The 18,478-nt window shown below is 69.9% G+C and carries 15 protein-coding genes; 5 read left to right on the top strand and 10 right to left on the bottom strand.

From position 1 onward, the window contains the following. Genes LH62_RS31105 through LH62_RS10835 form a run of 5 tightly spaced genes read right to left on the bottom strand, consistent with a single transcriptional unit; the run spans nucleotide 1 to nucleotide 5,392 of the window. Nucleotides 1–1,002, bottom strand: a complete 1,002-nt coding sequence (locus LH62_RS31105) for an ABC transporter ATP-binding protein (protein WP_052214140.1) — start codon at nucleotides 1,000–1,002, stop codon at nucleotides 1–3. Beyond that, nucleotides 999–1,982 carry an ABC transporter ATP-binding protein gene (locus tag LH62_RS10850; protein WP_043361229.1) on the bottom strand — a complete coding sequence of 328 codons (984 nt, stop codon included), beginning with the start codon at nucleotides 1,980–1,982 and terminating at the stop codon, nucleotides 999–1,001. The genes LH62_RS31105 and LH62_RS10850 overlap by 4 nt, the downstream gene beginning before the upstream one ends. Continuing rightward, nucleotides 1,982–2,821, bottom strand: a complete 840-nt coding sequence (locus tag LH62_RS10845; protein ID WP_043361227.1) for an ABC transporter permease — start codon at nucleotides 2,819–2,821, stop codon at nucleotides 1,982–1,984. Before LH62_RS10845 ends, LH62_RS10850 begins: the two co-directional genes overlap by 1 nt. Further along, nucleotides 2,821–3,831 (bottom strand): ABC transporter permease, encoded by a 1,011-nt coding sequence (locus LH62_RS10840; protein WP_043361224.1) that lies wholly within the window; start codon nucleotides 3,829–3,831, stop codon nucleotides 2,821–2,823. The genes LH62_RS10845 and LH62_RS10840 overlap by 1 nt, the downstream gene beginning before the upstream one ends. Nucleotide 3,832: 1 nt before the next feature. Further along, nucleotides 3,833–5,392 carry an ABC transporter substrate-binding protein gene (locus tag LH62_RS10835; protein ID WP_160299814.1) on the bottom strand — a complete coding sequence of 520 codons (1,560 nt, stop codon included), beginning with the start codon at nucleotides 5,390–5,392 and terminating at the stop codon, nucleotides 3,833–3,835. Between the two features lie 230 nt (nucleotides 5,393–5,622). On the opposite strand from LH62_RS10835, the gene LH62_RS10830 reads away from it, so the two are divergent. Then, nucleotides 5,623–6,936 (top strand): LLM class flavin-dependent oxidoreductase, encoded by a 1,314-nt coding sequence (locus LH62_RS10830; RefSeq protein ID WP_043361221.1) that lies wholly within the window; start codon nucleotides 5,623–5,625, stop codon nucleotides 6,934–6,936. 2 nt (nucleotides 6,937–6,938) lie between these two features. Here the strand turns inward: LH62_RS10830 and LH62_RS10825 are convergent, their stop codons facing one another. From LH62_RS10825 to LH62_RS10805, 5 genes are read right to left on the bottom strand one after another with little or no spacing between them, the layout of a single operon-like run. Then, entirely contained in the window at nucleotides 6,939–8,558 is a 1,620-nt protein-coding gene (locus LH62_RS10825; RefSeq protein ID WP_082012473.1) for an amidase, read from the bottom strand. 5 nt (nucleotides 8,559–8,563) lie between these two features. Next, complete coding sequence (locus LH62_RS10820; RefSeq protein ID WP_160299813.1) at nucleotides 8,564–10,183, bottom strand: amidase; 1,620 nt, start codon at nucleotides 10,181–10,183, stop codon at nucleotides 8,564–8,566. Next, nucleotides 10,180–11,583, bottom strand: coding sequence for an amidase (locus LH62_RS10815; RefSeq protein WP_043361220.1), 1,404 nt, complete (start codon nucleotides 11,581–11,583; stop codon nucleotides 10,180–10,182). Before LH62_RS10815 ends, LH62_RS10820 begins: the two co-directional genes overlap by 4 nt. Beyond that, complete coding sequence (locus LH62_RS10810; protein ID WP_043361218.1) at nucleotides 11,580–11,774, bottom strand: hypothetical protein; 195 nt, start codon at nucleotides 11,772–11,774, stop codon at nucleotides 11,580–11,582. Before LH62_RS10810 ends, LH62_RS10815 begins: the two co-directional genes overlap by 4 nt. Before the next feature lie 12 nt (nucleotides 11,775–11,786). Continuing rightward, nucleotides 11,787–13,400, bottom strand: coding sequence for an ABC transporter substrate-binding protein (locus LH62_RS10805; protein WP_043361216.1), 1,614 nt, complete (start codon nucleotides 13,398–13,400; stop codon nucleotides 11,787–11,789). Nucleotides 13,401–14,108: 708 nt separating this feature from the next. On the opposite strand from LH62_RS10805, the gene LH62_RS32675 reads away from it, so the two are divergent. From LH62_RS32675 to LH62_RS10790, 4 genes are all read left to right on the top strand, one after another. Continuing rightward, a complete protein-coding gene (locus LH62_RS32675; RefSeq protein ID WP_082012471.1) occupies nucleotides 14,109–14,306 on the top strand; it encodes a type II toxin-antitoxin system ParD family antitoxin in 198 nt (65 codons plus the stop codon). Beyond that, nucleotides 14,293–16,683 (top strand): PAS domain S-box protein, encoded by a 2,391-nt coding sequence (locus LH62_RS28240; protein ID WP_052214136.1) that lies wholly within the window; start codon nucleotides 14,293–14,295, stop codon nucleotides 16,681–16,683. Before LH62_RS32675 ends, LH62_RS28240 begins: the two co-directional genes overlap by 14 nt. A 462-nt stretch (nucleotides 16,684–17,145) precedes the next feature. Then, entirely contained in the window at nucleotides 17,146–18,021 is an 876-nt protein-coding gene (locus LH62_RS10795) for an MBL fold metallo-hydrolase (RefSeq protein WP_052214133.1), read from the top strand. A 40-nt stretch (nucleotides 18,022–18,061) separates the two neighbouring features. Continuing rightward, nucleotides 18,062–18,475 (top strand): Rieske 2Fe-2S domain-containing protein, encoded by a 414-nt coding sequence (locus LH62_RS10790; RefSeq protein WP_043361213.1) that lies wholly within the window; start codon nucleotides 18,062–18,064, stop codon nucleotides 18,473–18,475. The last annotated feature ends 3 nt before the right edge of the window (nucleotides 18,476–18,478 follow it).

Raw genomic sequence — 18,478 nt, 5'->3', positions numbered from 1 at the left:
TCAGGCGGGCTGCATCGCGGGGTCGTCGGCGCCGGCGATCTCGCGCCAGCGCAGGCAGGCATTCTCGCCGCGGCCGTCCTGTTCCAGCGCCGGGTCCACCTCGCGGCAGCGCGGCTGGGCATGGGGGCAGCGGGGCGAGAAGGCGCAGCCCGGCGGCAGGCGTGCGGCGCTGGGCGGCTCGCCCGGCGGCACGGGCGCGCGTGGCCGGGTCTCCGACGCGAGGCTCGGCGAGGCCGCGAGCAGCGCGCGGGTATAGGGATGGCGCGGCTGGGCGAAGACCTCGGTCGCCGAGGCCAGCTCCACCACCCGGCCGAGATACATGATCGCCACCCGGTCGCAGAAGCGCCGCACGACGGAGAGGTCGTGGGAGATGAAGACGTAGGTCAGGCCGTAGCGCCGCCGCAGCTCCGCGAGCAGGTTCAGCACCATGGCCTGGACGGACATGTCGAGGCCGGAGGTGGGCTCGTCGAGGATCACCACACGCGGCCGCAGCGCCAGGATGCGGGCCAAGGCCACGCGCCTGAGTTGGCCGCCGGAGAATTCATGCGGGTAGCGGGGCCGCGCGCTGGCATCCAGGCCGACCGCGGCCAGCACCTCGTCGATCCGGGCGCGGCGCTCGGCCGCGTCGCGCAGGCCCTGCACGACGAGCGCCTCCTCCAGCGTGCGGCCGATGCTCCACCAGGGGTCGAGCGATGCGGCGGCATCCTGGTGGACATAGTGGACGGCGTTGCGCGCGCGCCGGGCGGCGCGCGGGTCGAGCCCGCTCACCACCGTGCCGTCCAGGCGGATCTCGCCGCGGCTCTCGCGTTGCAGGCCGAGGATGGTCCGGCCTAGCGTCGTCTTGCCGCAGCCGGACTCGCCGACCACGCCGAGGATCTCGCCCTCCGCCAGGTCGAGGCTGACGCCGCGCACGGCCTGCACCGGCGGGACGGAGGGACGCAGCCAGCGCCTGCGGCCGCCGAGGCTCACCGCCACGTCGCGCAGCGCGAGGATCGGCGTCACGGCACGGCCTCCACGGGCACGGGATCGTAGAGGATGCAGTCCACCGCCCGCCCCGGCGCGGCGGCGCGCGGATGCGACGTGCGGGCGGGGCAAGCCTGCCGTGCCTCCGGGCAGCGCGGCGCGAATCGGCAGCCGGGCGGGGCGCGCAGCGGCAAGGGCACCGCGCCCGGGATGCCGGTGAAGCCCTCGGAGCGGTCGGGATGGCAGGCCAGCAGCGCGCGGGTGTAGGGATGCATCGGACTGTTCAGCACCGCGCGCGCCGGGCCCGTCTCCACGGATTGCCCGGCATAGATGACGCAGAGATCGTCGCAGAGCTCGGCCACCACGCCGAGATCGTGGGTGACGAAGAGCATGGAGACGCCCGTCTCCTCGACCAGCTCGCGCAGCAGCAGCAGGATCTGCTGCTGCGTCGTGACATCGAGCGCCGTGGTTGGCTCGTCCGCCACCACCAGGCGCGGCGCGCAGGCCAGGGCGGCGGCGATCAGCAGGCGCTGCCGCTGGCCGCCGGAGAATTGGTGGGGATAACGATCGAGCGCCGCTTCGGCATCCGGCAGTTGCACGCGGCGCAGCAGGCGCACCAGCTCCGCGCGGTGGTCCTGCCGCGTGCCGGGGCGATGCCGGCGCATCGTCTCCAGCAGCTGCGCGCCGACGGTGAAGACCGGGTTGAGCGCGAGATAGGGGTCCTGCGGGATGAAGCTGATGCGGCTGCCGCGGACCTGCCGGTTCAGCTCGGCCTCGGAGAAGGCGAGCAGGTCCTCGCCCTCGAACATCACCCGCCCGCCGCCGATCTGCGCGCCGCGCGGCAGGATGCCGAGGATGGCGCGGATCAGCGTAGACTTGCCGCAGCCGGATTCGCCGACGACGCCAAGGATGCGCCCTGTCTCCAGCCGGAAGGCGACGTGGTCGAGGATGCGCGCCAGCCCCTCGTCGCCACGGATGGCGACGCGCAAGGCCTGCACCTCCAGCACCGGAGCCGCCATCAGCGGGACCGCCGCAGGCGCGGGTCGACGAGGTCGCGCAGCCCGTCGCCCAGCAGGTTGAAGCCGAGCACGGCGACCAGGATGGCGAGGCCGGGGAAGGTGGCGAACCACCAGGCATTGGGCAGGTAGCCGCGGCTCTGCGCCACGGCCAGGCCCCAGTCCGGGTCGGGCGGCGTGGCGCCCATGCCGAGGAAGCCGAGCACGGCGGCGACGAGGATGGTGAAGCCGAGGCCGATGGTGGCGCGCACGATGATGGGCGAGAGGATGTTGGGCAGGATGTGCAGGAAGAGGATGCGCGGCGTCGAGGCGCCGATGCCCTGCAAGGCGTCGACGAAGAGCGCGTTGCGCAGCCGCTGCGTCTCGGTATGGACGATGCGGGTGAAGAAGGGCCAGTAGGTCAGCGCCAGCGCCAGCATCGCGCTCTCGACCGAGGGGCCCATCAGCTGCGCCAGGGCCAGGGCGAGGATCAGCTGCGGCAGGGCGAGGAAGACATCCGTCACCCGCATGATCGCCTCGGAGAGGATGCCCCGCCCGTAGCCCGCGACCAGGCCGAGCGGCACGCCGATCGCCATGGCCGCGCCGACCACCGCCAGCGACACCTTCAATGCCCCGCGCGCGCCGAGGATGACGCGCGAGAAGATGTCGCGCCCGAGATTGTCGGTGCCGAAGGGGAAGGCGGCGCTGGGCGGCCGCAGCCGGCGCAGCAGGTGGGAGGCCGAGGCATCCTCCGGATAGGGCGCGATCCAGGGGCCGAAGATCGCCAGCAGAACGACGCCGAGCACGATCACGGCGCCGAGGACGGCGGGGATGTCGCGCAGGAACTTGCGGAGGACGAGCATCAGGCGCGGTCCCGCAGCCGCGGGTCGATCAGGGCGTGCGCCACATCGGTCAGGATGTTGACCACCGCATAAATCAGGCCGACCAGCAGCGTGACGGCTAGCATCACCTTGGAGTCGGCCGTCAGGATGGCCTGCACGGTGTAGCTGCCGATGCCGGGCCAGTCGTAGATCGACTCGACCACCACCGCCCCCGCGATCAGCCCGCCGAAGAGCAGCCCGATCTGCGTGACGGTGGCCGCCACGGAATTGCGCAGCACGTAGATCCAGACCAGCCGCCGCGGCGCATAGCCCGAGGCGCGCTCGTAGAAGACGAAGTCCTTCTGCAAGGTGTCGAGAACGCCGGCACGGGTGAAACGCGTGATCGTCGCCAGCCCGCCGAGGGAGAGGGTGACGGCCGGCAGCACCAGATGCCGCAACGCGTCCGCGAGAAGGTCGAAGCGGCCGGCGAGGAGGCTGTCGAGCAGCAGGAAGCCGGTCGGGCCCGGGGGTGGCGTCAGCCCGGCGCTGAGCTGCCCGCGGAGCGGCAGCCAGCCGAGCTGCATGGCGAAGACGATCTGCAGCATGATCGCCAGCCAGAAGGCTGCGACGGCGACCCCGGCCACAGAGACCACGCGCAGCACGAAATCCGGCCAGCGATTGTGGTTCACCGCGGCCAGCACGCCGAGCGGCACGCCGAGGCCGACCGAGATCAGCAGCGCCGCCATGGTCAGCTCCAGCGTCGCTGGCAGGCGCTGCGCGATATCCTCCGCCACCGGCCGGCTGGAGAACTGGCTCTGCCCGAAATCCAGCCGCGCCACGCCTTCGAGGTAGCGCAGGAACTGCACATGGATGGGCTGGTCCAGCCCGTAGCTGCGGCGGATCGCCTCGATCTGCGCCGGGGTCGCGTTGTCGCCGGCGAGCGCCACGGCTGGGTCGGCCGGGACCATGCGGATCAGCAGGAAGCAGACCACGAGCAGGCCGAGCAGCGAGGGCAGCACCAGCAGCGCCCGCCGCAGGATGAAACCCGCCATGTCAGCCCTTCAGCTGGAGCCAGCGCAGCTCCGATCCGCCGCCGGCGGGGCAGAAGCGATAGCCGGAAAGGCGGTTGGAGACGCCGCGCAGCTCCACCGTGTTGTAGACCCAGATGTCGGCGCAATCCGCCATGACGCGGCGCGTCGCCTCCTCGTAGAGCGGCGCCCGCTCCTCCTGCTTCACCAACCCGCGGGCGCGGCCGAGCAACGCGTCCACCTCCGGGTTCTTGTACCAGGATGAGGCTTTCCACGTGCCGTGGAACTGGCTGTCATACATCTGGCCAACCCAGTTCTCGGGATCGACGAAATAGGTGCTGACCCAGTGGATCCACATGTCCGGCGAGGTCTCGGCCGAGCCGGTGGAGGTGACGATGTTGGCCCAGGTATCGGCCACGATGCGCAGGTTCACGCCGATCGACTGCAAGTCGCTCTGGAAGAGCTGCGCCGCCTGGTTGGTCTGCTCGAGCTGCGACTGGATGTGGATGCGGACCGGCTGGCGGATGTTGACGCCCTCGGCCTGCGCGGCGCGGAGGAAATTGCGCGCCTTGCCCAGGTCGTAATCAAAGCCCGCCGCATCCTTCGGCACACCCCAGAGCGGGTTGGGCATGGGGCCGGCATTGCGGTCGGCATAGCCCTTGAGGATTTCCTTGATGAAACCGTCATAGTTGAAGGCATGCGCCATCGCCTTGCGGAAGTTCAGGTTGTTGAACGGCGCCCGCGCATTGTTCATGCGGATCACGAAGGTCCGCAACGAGGAGTGGCGTTCCACCCGCGCCACGCGGCTCGACTGGATCTGCTCCACCTGGTCCGTCGGCAGGTAGCTGTCGGTCCAGTCGATCGATCCGTTCATCAGGCCGAGCACGCCGGTGGATGTTTCCCGCGCCGTACGCATCGCCACGCGGGCGACGGGCGAGGGGTTGTCGGACCAGCCTTTGAAGTGGCCCTCGAAACGCTGCATGTCGAGCCGCTCGTTCGGCGTCAGCGTGCCCGGCACGAAGGAATAGGCACCGGAGCCCGCCTCGTTGCCGGCCAGCCACGCGGCGCCGTTGTCCCCGCCCTTCTCGTTGGCCTGCACCAGCTTGGCGTTGACGATGGCGACGATCGGGATGGCCGCGAGGAAAGGGCCATAGGGCCGGTCCAGCCGGAAGCGCACGGTGAGCGGGTCTGGCGCCGTGATGTTGTCGCGCTTCAGGATGGGCAGGAAGGCGCTGGCCGGTGCCTTGCCGAGCGCCAGCACGCGGCGGAAGCTGTAGACCACGTCGGCCGAGGTCAGCGGGCTGCCGTCATGGAAGGTGACGCCGGAGCGCAGCTTGAACTCCCAGTCCAGCCCGTCCTCCGAGGCGGTGTGGCCCGTCGCCAGCCAAGGCTCCAAAATGGGCGGGTTGTTTTGGTAGCGGTAGAGCCCGTCATAGGTATTGAGGGCGTAGCCCATCATCGGCACGTCGAAGACCTGATGCGGGTCGAGGTTCTGGGGCTGCCCGTCCGAGCGCACCATCAACCCCGGGGTCGCCGCTTGGACGGGGAGCGAGGCGCCGGCCAGAGTGGCCAGAGGCAGCACCATGCAGCCCCGTCTGGTCAGATTCAGCACCATTCGCCTCCCACCATGTCGCGGTCGGATCGAGCCCGTCGCTCCCACCGGAGCTTGCCCTCGTCCCGCGGCGTCCGGCAAATTCCAAGCAAAGCCCGGGCCAGCCGGACCGCGCATTGGCCCGGGCGGTGGCATGCGTTTCGCTAACCTTCCGGCTGGCGCATCATGCGCAGGGTCGCAGCGCATGTCGGAAGGGGGGCCATATGGGCCAGCAGCGCCAGATGCATCTCGGGGTATTCGTCCTAGGCACCGGCAACCATGTGGCTGGCTGGCGCAGGCCCGGTGCTGCGGACAGCTTCCAAAGCCTATCCGTCATCCAGCAGATCGCCCGCACCGCAGAGCGCGGGTTGTTCGATCTGCTGTTCCTGGGCGACGGCCTGAGCGCCGACCCCAATGCCCATCCATCCTTCACGGCACGGTTCGAGCCGATCACCATGCTCGCGGCCCTGGCCGCGACCACCACCCATATCGGGCTCGGCGCGACCGCCTCCACGACCTATGCCGATCCCTACACCGTGGCGCGGTGGTTCGCCTCCCTCGATCATCTCAGCGGCGGGCGCGCCGCCTGGAATGCGGTCACCACCTCCGGCGACAAGGCCGCGACGAATTTCGGGCGCCAGCACCCGCCGCATGCCCAGCGCTACGAAGTTGCCGAGGAGTTCATCGATGTCGTCCGCGGGTTGTGGGATTGCTGGGAGGACGACGCCATCCTCGCCGACCGCGCCACCGGCCAGTACATCGACCCGGCGAAGGTCCATAAACTGCACCACAAGGGCCGGTTCTTCGAGGTCGAGGGGCCGCTCAACATCGGCCGCTGCCCGCAGGGGCAACCGGTGATCCTGCAGGCCGGCGCCTCGGAGCCGGGGCAGGAGATGGCGGCGCGCAGCGCCGATGTCGTCTTCTCCGTCGTGCAGGACCTGCAGGAGGCGCGCGCCGCCTATGCTGCCCTGAAGGAGAGGCTTCCGCGCCATGGCCGCCGGCCAGAGGAGGTGGCGGTGCTGCCCGGCGTCATGCCCGTGCTCGGCCGAACGCAGGATGAAGCCTTGGAGACACTGGATCACCTGCAGAGCTTCGTGACCTCCACCAACTCGATGGCCATGCTCTCCAATCGTCTTGGCCAGGACATGTCGGCTTATCCGATGGACGGTCCAGTGCCAGACTTGCCTCTGCCCGACACCTCCCACGGCTTTGCACGCACCATGCTGGCCAAGGCGCGACGGGAAGGCATGACCCTTCGGGACCTGTACAACCTCACCGCCGCGGCGCGCGGCCATTGGGTAATTTGCGGAACCGCAGCCAGCATCGCTGACACGCTGGAGGAATGGTTCCTGAGCGGCGCCGCAGACGGCTTCAACATCCTGCCTCCCTTCTTTCCTGCCGGCTTTGACGATTTCGTCGACGGTGTCGTGCCCGAGCTACAGCGCCGTGGGGTATACCGCCGAGCCTATCGTGGGCGCACGCTGCGGGATCATCTGGGATTATCCCGCCCTCCACGGCGGTTCTGGACGACGTCCTGAACTCAGGAAGCTCCGAAGCGGAAGATGCTTGCCGGCTCATCGGTGAAGAGCCGCGGCCGGCGCAACCGACCGGCCATCTGTTCCACATAGGGAGCGGCGGCGCACAGCAGTTCGAACTGCCGTTCATTCAGGCGGAGGCCGGCACGGCGGGCGACAACCGCTATCCGATCGCGCTCGGCCGGGCCGATCTCGGCCGGGGTCGGGTCCGGCACCGTAGGCAGGGGCGGCGGCATGGCGCCGGGGGTGAGGGCAGGACGGCGCGCGCGCCAGGACGTCGCCTGCTCATAGGCATGGCCGATGCGCAGCACGGTGGCGTCGTCGAAGGGCCGGCCGACCACCTGCATGGACAGCGGCAGCCCCTCCGGCATGAAGCCGATGCACTGCGCCAGGGCCGGGCCGCCGCTGACGTTGAACGGGGTGGTCAGCGAGCCCTTCTGCCAGAAATGGATGGTGCGCCAGCTCTCGAATCGTGGGGCGGGCCCGGGGCCGGCCGTCACCAGCGCATCGTAGCGACGGTAGAGCGGCGCAAACTCCGCCAGCATGACGCGGCGCTCGCGCTGCGCCTGGATGGTGTCCTCGGCGCGGATCAGGATGGCGGCAAGCGAGCGGCCGAGGAAGTCCTCGCCGAACTTGCCCGGCCGCTCGCGCAAGCCCTGCTCATGCACGGCGTAGAGTTCGGCCTCGGCCGTCAGCACCTTCACGGCATAGTAGTCGGCGGCAGGGCGGATGGTGACATCCTCCAGCATGGCGCCGAGGCCGCGCAGCACCTGGAGCGCCGCTTCCATCGCCTCCCGGACGACGGCGGGGACGGGCACGTCGCACTCGTAAAGGTCGCGGAGGACGCCGATGCGGAGGCCGCGGATATCGCCGGCCAACGCCGCCTGGTAGTCGGGCACGGGGCGATCGGCGCTGGCGGGGTCGAGCGGGTCATGGCCAGCGAGCACGCCGAGCATCAGCGCGCAATCCTCGACGGTCCAGGCCATGGGGCCGGCATGGTCGTAGCTGAAGGAGTTGGTCCAGACGCCGCGGCGGCTGAGCAGCCCATAGGTCGGCTTGAGGCCGGCGATGCCGCAGAGCGCCGCCGGGTTGCGGATGGAGCCGCCGGTATCCGAGCCCATCGCCCCGAGGGCGAGCCCGGCCGCGACGGCGGCTCCGGAGCCGGAGGAGGAGCCGCCGGTGACATGTGCCGTATTCCAAGGATTGCGCGCAGGCGGCCAAGGCAGGTCGAAGCTCGGCCCGCCATGAGCGAATTCATGCGTCGCCAGCTTGCCGAGCAGCACGCTGCCGGCGTCCTGGAGCCGGGCGACGGTATGCGCGTCCTCGGCCGGGACATGGTCGATCGCAGTGCGGGAATGGCCGGTTGTCGGGATGCCGGCGGTCGAGAAGATGTCCTTCAGCGCGATGGGAATGCCGTGCATGGGGCCGCGACGGCGGCCGGCGGCGATCTCCGCCTCCGCCGCGCGGGCCTGGCGCAGGGCGAGGTCGGGGGTTGTGCGGATATAGGCGTGGAGTTGCGAGTCAAGGGCCTCGATCCGGGCCAGCATCGCCCGGGTCAGCTCGACCGGGGAGAGGTCGCGCGCGGCGATGCGGCGCGCGGCCTCGGCAATGGTCAGCGGGAGCATCGCGCTCACTCCAGGACGGTGCTGTTGGCCGGCTCGGCGCCGAAGGGCAGGTCGCGCGGCAGGGTGGCGATCATGGCATCGAGATGCGGCATGGCCTCGGCGAGCTGGGCAGCCTGCGCCGCATCGGGGGCGATGCTGGCCCGCGCGGCGAGCGCCGCGATGACGGCGGCCCAGTCGGGCTCGGGACGGGGGGCGGCCTGGCTCACCGGATGCTCCGGCGGCGCCTCGGCCGGGATGGCGGGGCGGCGGGCCCGCCAAGGCGTCGCTGCCTCGTAGGCCTGGCCGATCCGCAGCAGCAGCGCCTCGGCGAAGGGCCGCGTGGCGAATTGCAGCGAGAGTGGCAGCCCGCCCGGCCCGAAGCCGCAGCAGAGGGCGAGGCAGGGCAGCTGCGCCACGTTCCAGGGGTTGGTGAGCGGCGGGGCGGCGAAATTGGCCTCGGCCCGCATCTCCGCCATGACCGGCGCCTCGCCCCAGGTGGTGGCGGTGAGCAGGGCATCGACCTCGCCGAGCACAGCCCGCATCTCCGCGGCAAGGATACGCTGGAAGCGCTGGGCCTGGACGTAGTCCGGGCCGGTGACGAGGGCGCCGGGCAGGATGCGGTAGCGGAAGACCTCGCCGTAATCCCCCGGGCGGCTGCGCAGCCAGTCGGCATGGATGGCGAAGCTCTCGGCGGCGCCGATGACGCGCATGGTGGCCTGGTAGGCGGCGAGGGGGTGAAGCGTCACCTCCCGCACCTCGGCGCCGAGCCCATGCAGCACTTCCACCGCCGCATCCATGGCGGCGATGGTGGGGTCGCTGGCGCGACGGTCGGCCTCGTACCAGTGGCGAACGAGGCCGATCCGCATTCCCTTGATGCCGGCATGGAGTTCGGCGCGGTAATCCGACACCGGGACATTGGCGCTGGCCGGGTCGCGCGGGTCATGCCCGGCGATGGCTTGCAGCAGGATGGCGCAGTCCTCCACCGTCCAGGCCAGCGGCCCGGCATTGTCGAGGGTGTAGGAGAGCGGCAGCACGCCGCGCTTGCTGACGCGGCCAAAGCTCGGCTTGCGTCCGGCGGTGCCGCAGAAGGCGGCGGGCAGGCGGATGGAGCCGCCGGTATCGGAGCCCATGGCGCCGGGAACGAGGCCGGCAGCGACGGCCACGCCGGAGCCGGAGGAGGAGCCGCCAGGGAAGCGCGTCAGGTCCCAGGGGTTGCGGGCGGGCGGAAAAGGCAGGTCCCAGGATGGGCCGCCCGTGGCGAATTCATGCGTCGCCAGCTTGCCGAGCGGGACGGCGCCGGCCGCCTTCAGCCGTGCCGTCGCCTCCGCATCCTCGGCGGCGACGTTGTCGAGGCAGCGGGCCGAATGCCCGGTGGTCGGCAGGCCGGCGCTGTCAAAGATGTCCTTCAGCGCGAAGGGAATGCCGTGCAGCGGGCCGCGCGGGCCGCCCACCATGATTTCCGCCTCGGCTTGGCGCGCGGCGGCGAGCGCCGCCTCCGGCGTGACGCGGACAAAGCTCCGCAGCACGCCGTCCTGCGCGGCGATGCGCGCCAGATAGGCCTCGGTCAGCTCCACGGGCGAGAGGTCGCGCGCGGCGATGCCCCGGGCGGCCTCGGCAATGGTGAGGAAGCAGAGGTCCTCGCTCACGCATAAGCCTCCGGCGGTCGGCGCGTGTGCCATTCCGTCGCCTGCTCGAAAGCATGGCCGATGCGCAGCACCTCGGCCTCGGCGAAGGCGCGGCCGGCGATCTGCAGGGAGAGCGGCAGCCCGTTCGCCGCGATGCCGGCCGGCAGGCAGAGCGCCGGGTGGCCGGTGACGTTGAAAGCCGCGGTGATCGGCTGGGCGCGGCGCCAGGGGCCGTCATCCGATTCAGCGGCAAGAGGCGCGGCGCCATGGGCCGGGGCTGAAAGGATTGCATCCACCTCGCCGAACAGCGCGTCCACCTCCCGCGTCAGGGCGTGGCGCAAGCGCTGGGCCTGGACGTAGTGCGGGCCGGTGACGAAGGCGCCGAGCATGATGCGCTCCCGCGTGGTGCGGCCATAGGCCTCGGGGCGGGTGCGGAGATCCTGCTGGTGGATGGCGAAGCTTTCGGCATGGATGATGGTCCAGGCCGCGGCCTCGAAGCGGCGGAGCGGCGGCAGCGCCACCTCGACCACCTCGGCGCCGAGGCCGCGCAGCACCTCGACCGCCGCATCGGTCGCCGCCTGCATCTCGGCGTCGATGCCGCCCTCGATGCCATAGGCCCGGGCATAGCCGAGGCGCAGGCCGCGCACGCCGTCGCGGAGATGGGTGAGGTAGTCGCCGACCGGGACATCGGCGGAACCCGGATCGGCCGGGTCGTGGCCCGCGAGCACCTGCAGGGCGAGCGCGCAATCCTCGACGGTGCGGGTCAGCGGCCCGGTATGGTCCATGCCGAAGGAAAGCGGCACGACGCCGCGGCGGCTGAGCCGGCCATAGGTCGGCTTCAGCCCGACGCAGCCGGAGAAGGCGGCCGGCAGGCGGATGGAGCCGCCGGTATCGGACCCCATGGCCAGCGCCATCATCCCCGAGGCGACGCCGGCGCCGGAGCCGGAGGAGGAGCCGCCAGCGAAATGGGCGGGGTTCCACGGGTTCTTGGCGCGCGGGAAAGGCAGGTCATCGTCACGCACGCCGCCGCGGGCGAATTCATGCGTCGCCACCTTGCCGAGCAGCACCATGCCGGCGGCTTCCAGCCTTGCTGCGGCATCGCTGTCCTCGACCGGCGCGTTGCGGCCGACCAGCACGCGGGAATGCGCCGTCGTCGGCAGCCCGGCGACGTCGTAGATGTCCTTCAGCGCATAGGGGATGCCGTGCAGCGGGCCGCGGCGGCGGCCGGCCTTGATCTCAGCCTCCGCCTGCGCCGCGGCGGCGCGGGCGCGGTCGGCCGTCAGGGTGATGAAGACGTCGAGCGCCGGGTCGATCGCGGCGATGCGGGCCAGGGCCTGCTCGCAGAGCGCGACCGGCGAGAGGGTGCCGGCGGCGATGGCGGTGGAGGCCTCGGCGAGGCTCGGGACGGGCGGCGGCGTCATCGGCGCGGGCTCGCGGCCAGGCGCGGCGCGGCGGCGGGCTCCTCGGCATAGGGCATCGGCTCGTCGAGGATGGCGACGAGGGCGCGGTAGGAGCGATAGGCGTCGAGCATGATGGCGGTGCGGTCCTCCGGCACCGTGATGCCGGCGACGCGCAGCGCCGACTGGAAGTCGAGCTCCAGATCCTCGGGCATGATGGCTCTCCCTTACTGCAGGCTGATGGAGGTAAGGTCCTGCGACCAGTTGCGCGCCTGGACGAAGTTCTTCACCCGGCGGCTCATGGCACGCGGATTGAGGTCATGCGCGACGAAGAGGAACAGCGCCTCGTCCACCACCCGGGTGTGGATTCGGGCGACGATCCTGTCCTGCTCCGCCGGATCCATGGTGGCGAAGGCGGCCTGGAACAGCGGCTCCAGCACCGGGTTGTTGAGGTTGCCCCAGTTGCCGCCCAGGGGCGCCGCCATGTCGGCCTTCATCACGCGCATGAAGCCAGTGAAGGGATCGCCCGCGCCGTAGGAGACGTTGATCGCGGTGATGCCGCGCTGCGCCGCCTTCGCCGCGCCCTCGCGCCGGATGACGAGGAGGGCGTTCCACTCCAGCACCTTGTAATCGACCTCGATGCCGACATCCTTGAGGTTCTGTTGCAGCACCTCGTTCATTGCCAGCGGCTGCATCTGGCCCGAGCCGCCGGCCGAGATGGCGACCTTGGTCCGCAGCGGGTTGCGCGGCCCGTAGCCGGCCTCGGCAAGCAGGGCGCGCGCCTTGTCGGGCGCGTATTCGAGCCGGAAGGCGGGCGTGCCGTACCAGGGGCTGTCCGGCGTGACGATGCCGGCGCCTTCCAGCATGGTGCCGCCGAGCATCGCCTTCATCCCCGCCCGGTCGATGGCGAGGTTGGCCGCGCGGCGGATGCGCAGGTCGCGCCAGGGCGAGCCCTCCAGCATGGAGAAGTGCCAGGTCCAGTTGTGTGGATACTCGTTCACCACCGTCTGGAAGCCGGCGGCGCGGAGCGAGGCCATGGCATCCGGCGGCGGCGCCTCGATGAAGTCCACCTGCCCGCTGCGCAGCGCCGCGACGCGGGTGTTGGCGTCCGGCAGCGGCAACAGCACCAGGCGTTCGCAGCGCGGGATGCGCGACGCCTCCCAATGATCCGCATTGCGGACCAGCACGGCGCGCTCGCGAATGGCGAAGCTCTCGAGCTTCCAGGGGCCCGTGCCGACGGCGCGGTTCAGGAAGGCGTCCCAGGACTTCCCCGCCGCCTCCCAGGCACCCTTGTGGGTGACGCCGATATAGCCGACGCCATAGGGCACGGTGCTGTCGGGGTAGATGGTCTCGAGCCAGAAGCGGTCCGGCCCTTCCACGCCCCAATCGGCGATGGTCGGCAGCCGGAGCTGCACCTGCGCATTGGCGCGCGGGTCGAACCAGGGCGCGTCGCGGCGGAAGGCGCGATCGAAGCTGAAGGCGACGTCCTCCGCCGTCAGGATCTTGCCGTCATGGAAGCGCACGCCCGGGCGGATCTCGAACCACCAGCGCTTCGGGTTCGCCGGATCGGCCTGCCATGCTGTGGCCAGGCCGGGCTTCAGCGGTGTCGGCCGATCGCCGCGCGAAAGATCCCACTCGACCAGGAAATTGTAGAGCGTGATGCCCATGAAGCGCTGGCCTTCGCCGCCCTGATCGGGACAACCGTTCGACAGCGGGATCGCGGCCAGCGTCATGCCGACGCGAAGCGTGCCGCCAGGGGACTGGGCAAGTGCCGGATCCCAGGTGGGCAGGGTGAGCGCAGCCCCAAGCAGGGTGCGGCGCGTGAGCGTGGTGTTGCGCATGCCGAGGCCTCCATCAGGCCGTGCGGCGTGTTTTCTCCCGAGTGCGGGGATCGTGACAGCGGCCTTGCCGTGGCGTCAACCCGAGGAGGGATGATGTTGCAGCCAGGCAAGAGTCGCCGGATTCATTCCGCGGTAGCCGCAGAAACCACGTTTGGCATTGCCAACTTGTTGGACGGGAGCGCAGCGCCTCAGCTTAGCGTCTGACCGAAAACATGTTGAGCGACGTCGATGGTATCTCCTTCTTGGCAAGGCTTTCAAACTGGCCCGGGTAAAAGCGGCGGCTGGCACCTCGAAATAAGCCTTCAGGTTCGACGATACGATCCCGGATGAACATCTAAGGAGATAGGCAATTGCACTCCGTAGCGCCTCTCATCCAGCAACCGCTGTCTGCCAGCCGTAGATCATGCCAGTTCAGCGGCCGTGCTGAGTGAGTGACCAAATGCAGGGCACGTTTCACCAGGAGATCTGTGCGCGGGTAGCGCTCGAGGCACTGTATGGCTGGGTACATGAGTCTCGAAGCTGTGGATCGCCTTGCCATGTCCTGGCCAATCCGGCGACGCATAAGGTTCTCCTCGGCGAGCGCTTTGGGCACCCTACCCTGACCATCAGGGCCAATTTCAGCAGTTGGCAAGCGATTTAACTACTGCTGCAGCGTTTCCTTTACGCGTTAAAGATTGACACAAACTTGCCTTATGGTTGAGTAAGCTGATGCTTACCAGAAGAAGCAGTAGTGTGTTGCTCAAGCCCGGCATCGATGCGTTGATTGACAGCCAGGTCGCGTCAGGTCGGTTCCGCAGCGCTAGCGAGGTGGCCCGCGTCGCCCTTCGGCTCTCAGAGGACGAGCGCAAACGGCAGGAAGGCATGCGGAACCGTAAGCGGGACTGCCGCACCTATGCTGGTGAGTGATAAGAGCGTGCCGGTTACCGACGCACCAGACTTCCTCCTTGGCGGCGGCGATATGGGCGCACGCATGCGCGCCCACGACTGGTCGGCCTCGCCGCTCGGGCCGTTGGAGAAATGGCCGCAGCCACTCAAGACGTTGGTGGCCGTGATGCTTACGTCGAACCAGCCGATGTTCATCGCCTGGGGCAGCAGGCGCACCATGCTCTACAACGACGGCTATGCAGAGATCCTGGCGCTGAAGCATCCCGAGGCACTCGGGCAGCCCTTCGACCAGGTGTGGTCCGAGATCTGGCACAGCCTCGAGCCGATCATGACCCGCTGCTACCTCGGCGAGCCGATCCAGATGGACGACATCGCCCTGGTCATGGACCGGCACGGCTACCCGGAGGAGACGCACTTCGCCTTTTCCTACACACCGGTCCGAGACGAGGCAGGCCGGGTCGCCGGCGTGTTCTGCCCCTGCATGGAAATCACGGCCAGGGTCATGGCGGACCGCCGGCAAATCTTCCGGCTCAAGCTTGAGGAAGGCCTGCGCGACTTATCCGAACCAAAGGCGGTCATGGCGGCTGCGGCCAAGGCCCTCGGACGCTACCTGGACGTCGCGCAGGTCGGTTACGCGGAAATCGACGCCGACGGATATGCCATCACCGGGGGGGAGTTCCACGACGGGCGCATTCCGGGCTTCCCTGCCGGGCGGTATCACCTGGAGAACTACGGTCCGACCATGGCGGCCGACATGGCGGCTGGTCAGGCCGTTATCGTGTGTGATGTTCGGGAAGACGCACGGACCTCGTCCTGGGATGTGCTTGCCGCCTACGCCGCAATCTCCCTCCGCGCTTTTGTTGTGATCCCGCTCGCGAAGGATGGACGGCTTACGGCCTACCTTTACCTGGCCCACCCGGAGCCCAGGCGATGGTCTGCTGACGACCTGGCAGTGACGCGCGAGGTAGCCGAACGAACCTGGGCCGCCGTCGGGCGTGCACGCGCTGAAGCCGCGCTGCGGGAGAGCGAGGCGCGGTTCCGGCTGATGGCCAACGCTGTGCCGCAGATCCTCTGGATTATCGATGACAAGGGACGCAATGAGTTCTTCAACGAACAGTGGTTCAACTACACTGGTGGTGCCCGCCAGCCAACGACCGCGTCCGAAGTTGCAGAGGGCTTCGTCCACCCGGACGACCGGGACAGCACGATGGCTGCGTTCGACGAGGCACAGCAGACTGGTCAGACCTTCCTCGTCGAGCACCGCATTCGCTCGAAGGACGGCACCTATCGCTGGTTCCTGGTTCGCGGTGAACCCGTCCGCGATCCGTGCACCGGCGCAATCACCCAGTGGTTCGGGGCCTCCGTCGACATCCACGACCGCAAGCAGGCCGAGGAGGCCAATGCCCGCCTCGCTACCATCGTCGCCTCGACCACGGACGCGATCATCGCATTTGCCGCCGAGGACGGGCACATCCTGGCCTGGAACAGGGGCGCCGAGGAGCTGTTCGGCTACGCGGAAGCAGAGGCGCTCGGCGGGCCAGTGGGCCTGCTGGTCCCACCGGACCTGTCCAAGGGGGACGCAACCGGAGTGTTCCGCCGCGCCATGGACGGGGTGCGCGTCCACGAGCACGAGACCGTGCGCGTGACAAAGTCGGGCGAGCGCATTCCGGTCGCCGTCACTGCGTCACGGATGCTCGCACCAGACGGACGCGTCATCGGCGTTGCGGGGATCTTCCGCGACCTGCGGGAGCGGAAGGCGATCGAGGAGCGCCAGGCTTTGCTGGCGCGGGAAGTGGACCACCGCTCCAAAAACGCACTCGCTGTGGTGCAAGCGATGCTGCGGCTGACGCGGGCTAACGACGTGCCCACCTTCGCGCGGGCGGTGGAGGGCCGCGTTGCGGCGCTGGCCCGGACGCAGACATTGCTGGCCGAGGCGCGTTGGGATGGCGCCGCCTTGTATGCAATGCTGCGGGGCGAACTCGCACCCTTCCTGGCGGGCCAATGTGCGGACCTGGACGGCCCGCCGGTGGTGCTGCCGCCCGGCACGGCGCAGCCCCTGGCGATGGCGGTGCACGAGCTGGCGACAAACGCAGCCAAGCACGGCGCCTTGTCCATTCCCGATGGACGTGTCTCGGTATCCTGGCGCGTCGAGGACGGCACGCTGCGACTGTGCTGGGCAGAGGCGGGCGGGCCGCCGCTCGCTGGACCGCCGTCGCGGCGCGGCTTCGGCTCTCGGGTGCTGGAAAGCACGGTACGCGGGCAACTCGGCGGCGCCCTGTCGCTCACCTGGGCACGGACTGGGCTCGTTTGCCAGATTGAGGTGCCGTTCCAGCGCAGTCCGGCTGGGATGGCAGCGGCGGGCACTGACGCGGTGGGCGGGGACCAGCAAGACGCATAGACCTGGTCCGCGGCAAAGGGCCTCCGCGCCATTCAAAGTCGGCCAGCCCTTTGCTGCGCGTCGCTTTCGGCATGCCGAAGATCGGACGAATTGACGACCAAGGGCACAGCCTGGAGGTGTCCTTTCCTGCGGACGCCCCCGGACCGGCCGAGGCGATCCGCCGGGGGCTTCGTTGACCTGCACCGCGCCACACACGGCCACGCGCGGGAGGCGCCGGTGCGCCTCGTCTCGCTGCGCGCCGTGCTGCGGCTGTGGAGCAAGCCGCTGGCCCTCCAGCCCGTCGCGGCCCCGGGCGCCCGCCCGCACGGCGCGCGAGGCGGTGCTGGAGGCCGTGGCGCAGGCCGTCTCGGTGGTGCCGCGCGGCGCGCTCGCGCCATGATCGCTCCGGATTCGAACTAATTTGTTTCCTCGAACGCAACCCGCGCCGCCTCCCTGCCGTTCCTTCGCACAGGAGGACACGGCATGCGCATCCACCACCTCGATTGCGGCCCGGCCCGCCCCCTGGGCGGCGCCCTCATGGACGGGATCAGCCCGGGCGCCATCGGCCGGCTGAGCTGCCATTGCCTCGCCATCGAGACCGACCGGCACGGGCTGGTGCTGGTCGATACCGGCCTCGGCCTGCGTGACATGGCGCGGCCCTGGCTGCGGCTGCCCGCCGTGAACGCCGCGCTGCTGCGCTTCCGCCTCGACCCGGACCGCACCATGCTGCGCCACCTGCGCCGCCTCGGCCATTCGCCGCATGACGTGCGCCATATCGTCATGACGCATCTCGACTTCGACCATGCCGGCGGGCTGATCGACTTCCCCAATGCCGCCGTGCATGTCATGGCGCCGGAAGCCAAGGCCGCCCGCGCCCGCCGCAGCTGGCTCGACCGGATCCGCTACCGCCCGGCGCAATGGGGCGACACCGCCCGCTGGCGCCTCTACTCCGACCGTACAACGGAGCGCTGGTTCGGCTTCGATGCGGTGGCCGAGCTGGAGGGCCTGCCGCCCGAGATCCTGATGGTGCCGTTGCCCGGCCACAGCGCGGGCCATGCCGGCGTGGCCATCGAGGGCCCGCGCGGCTGGATGCTGCATGCGGGCGATGCCTATTTCAGCCGCCGCGAGGTGCATGAGCGCCTGCCCGGCTGCCCCGCCGGCACCGCCGCCTATGAACGCTTCATGGCCTGGGACTCGCGCCTCGCCCGCGCCAACCAAGCCCGGCTGCGTGGTCTTCTCGTCGAACCGGACGCCTCGCTTGCGGTGTTCTGCACGCATGATCCGGTGGAGTACGTCGCCATGGCCGTCTGGCAGGGCAATGCCCCCGCCGAGCCGCGGCGGGTGGCGAGCGCGGCCTGACCGGGTTAGCCTCCCGAGACAACAACGAGGGAGGACGCGCATGGCCCGCCATGTCGTCGCCGCGGTGGGCGAGATTCCGCCGGGCGGCCGCAAGCTGGTGGAGGTGCGCGGGCGGCGCATCGCGCTCTTCCATGTGGCGGGCGAGTATTTCGCCCTCACCGACCGCTGCCCGCATGAGGGGGGCAGCCTCTGTGCCGGACGGCTGACGGGGCTCGTGCGCTCGTCCGAGCCGGGGCGGTACGAGTATTCGCGGCCGCAGGAGATGCTCGCCTGCTCCTGGCATGGCTGGGAGTTCGACATCCGCACCGGCCAGAGCTATTGCGACCCGGAGAGCATCCGCGCCCGCACCTATGCCGTCAGCGTCGAGCCGGGCGAGGCGCTGGCGAAAGGTCCCTTCGTCGCCGAGACCTTCCCCGTCTCGGTCGACGGACAATACATCCTGGTGGAGGTCTGAACG

The sequence above is a fragment of the Belnapia sp. F-4-1 genome (assembly GCF_000802185.1).
Lineage (GTDB): Bacteria > Pseudomonadota > Alphaproteobacteria > Acetobacterales > Acetobacteraceae > Belnapia.
This window is presented reverse-complemented; position numbering and strand designations above follow the sequence as displayed.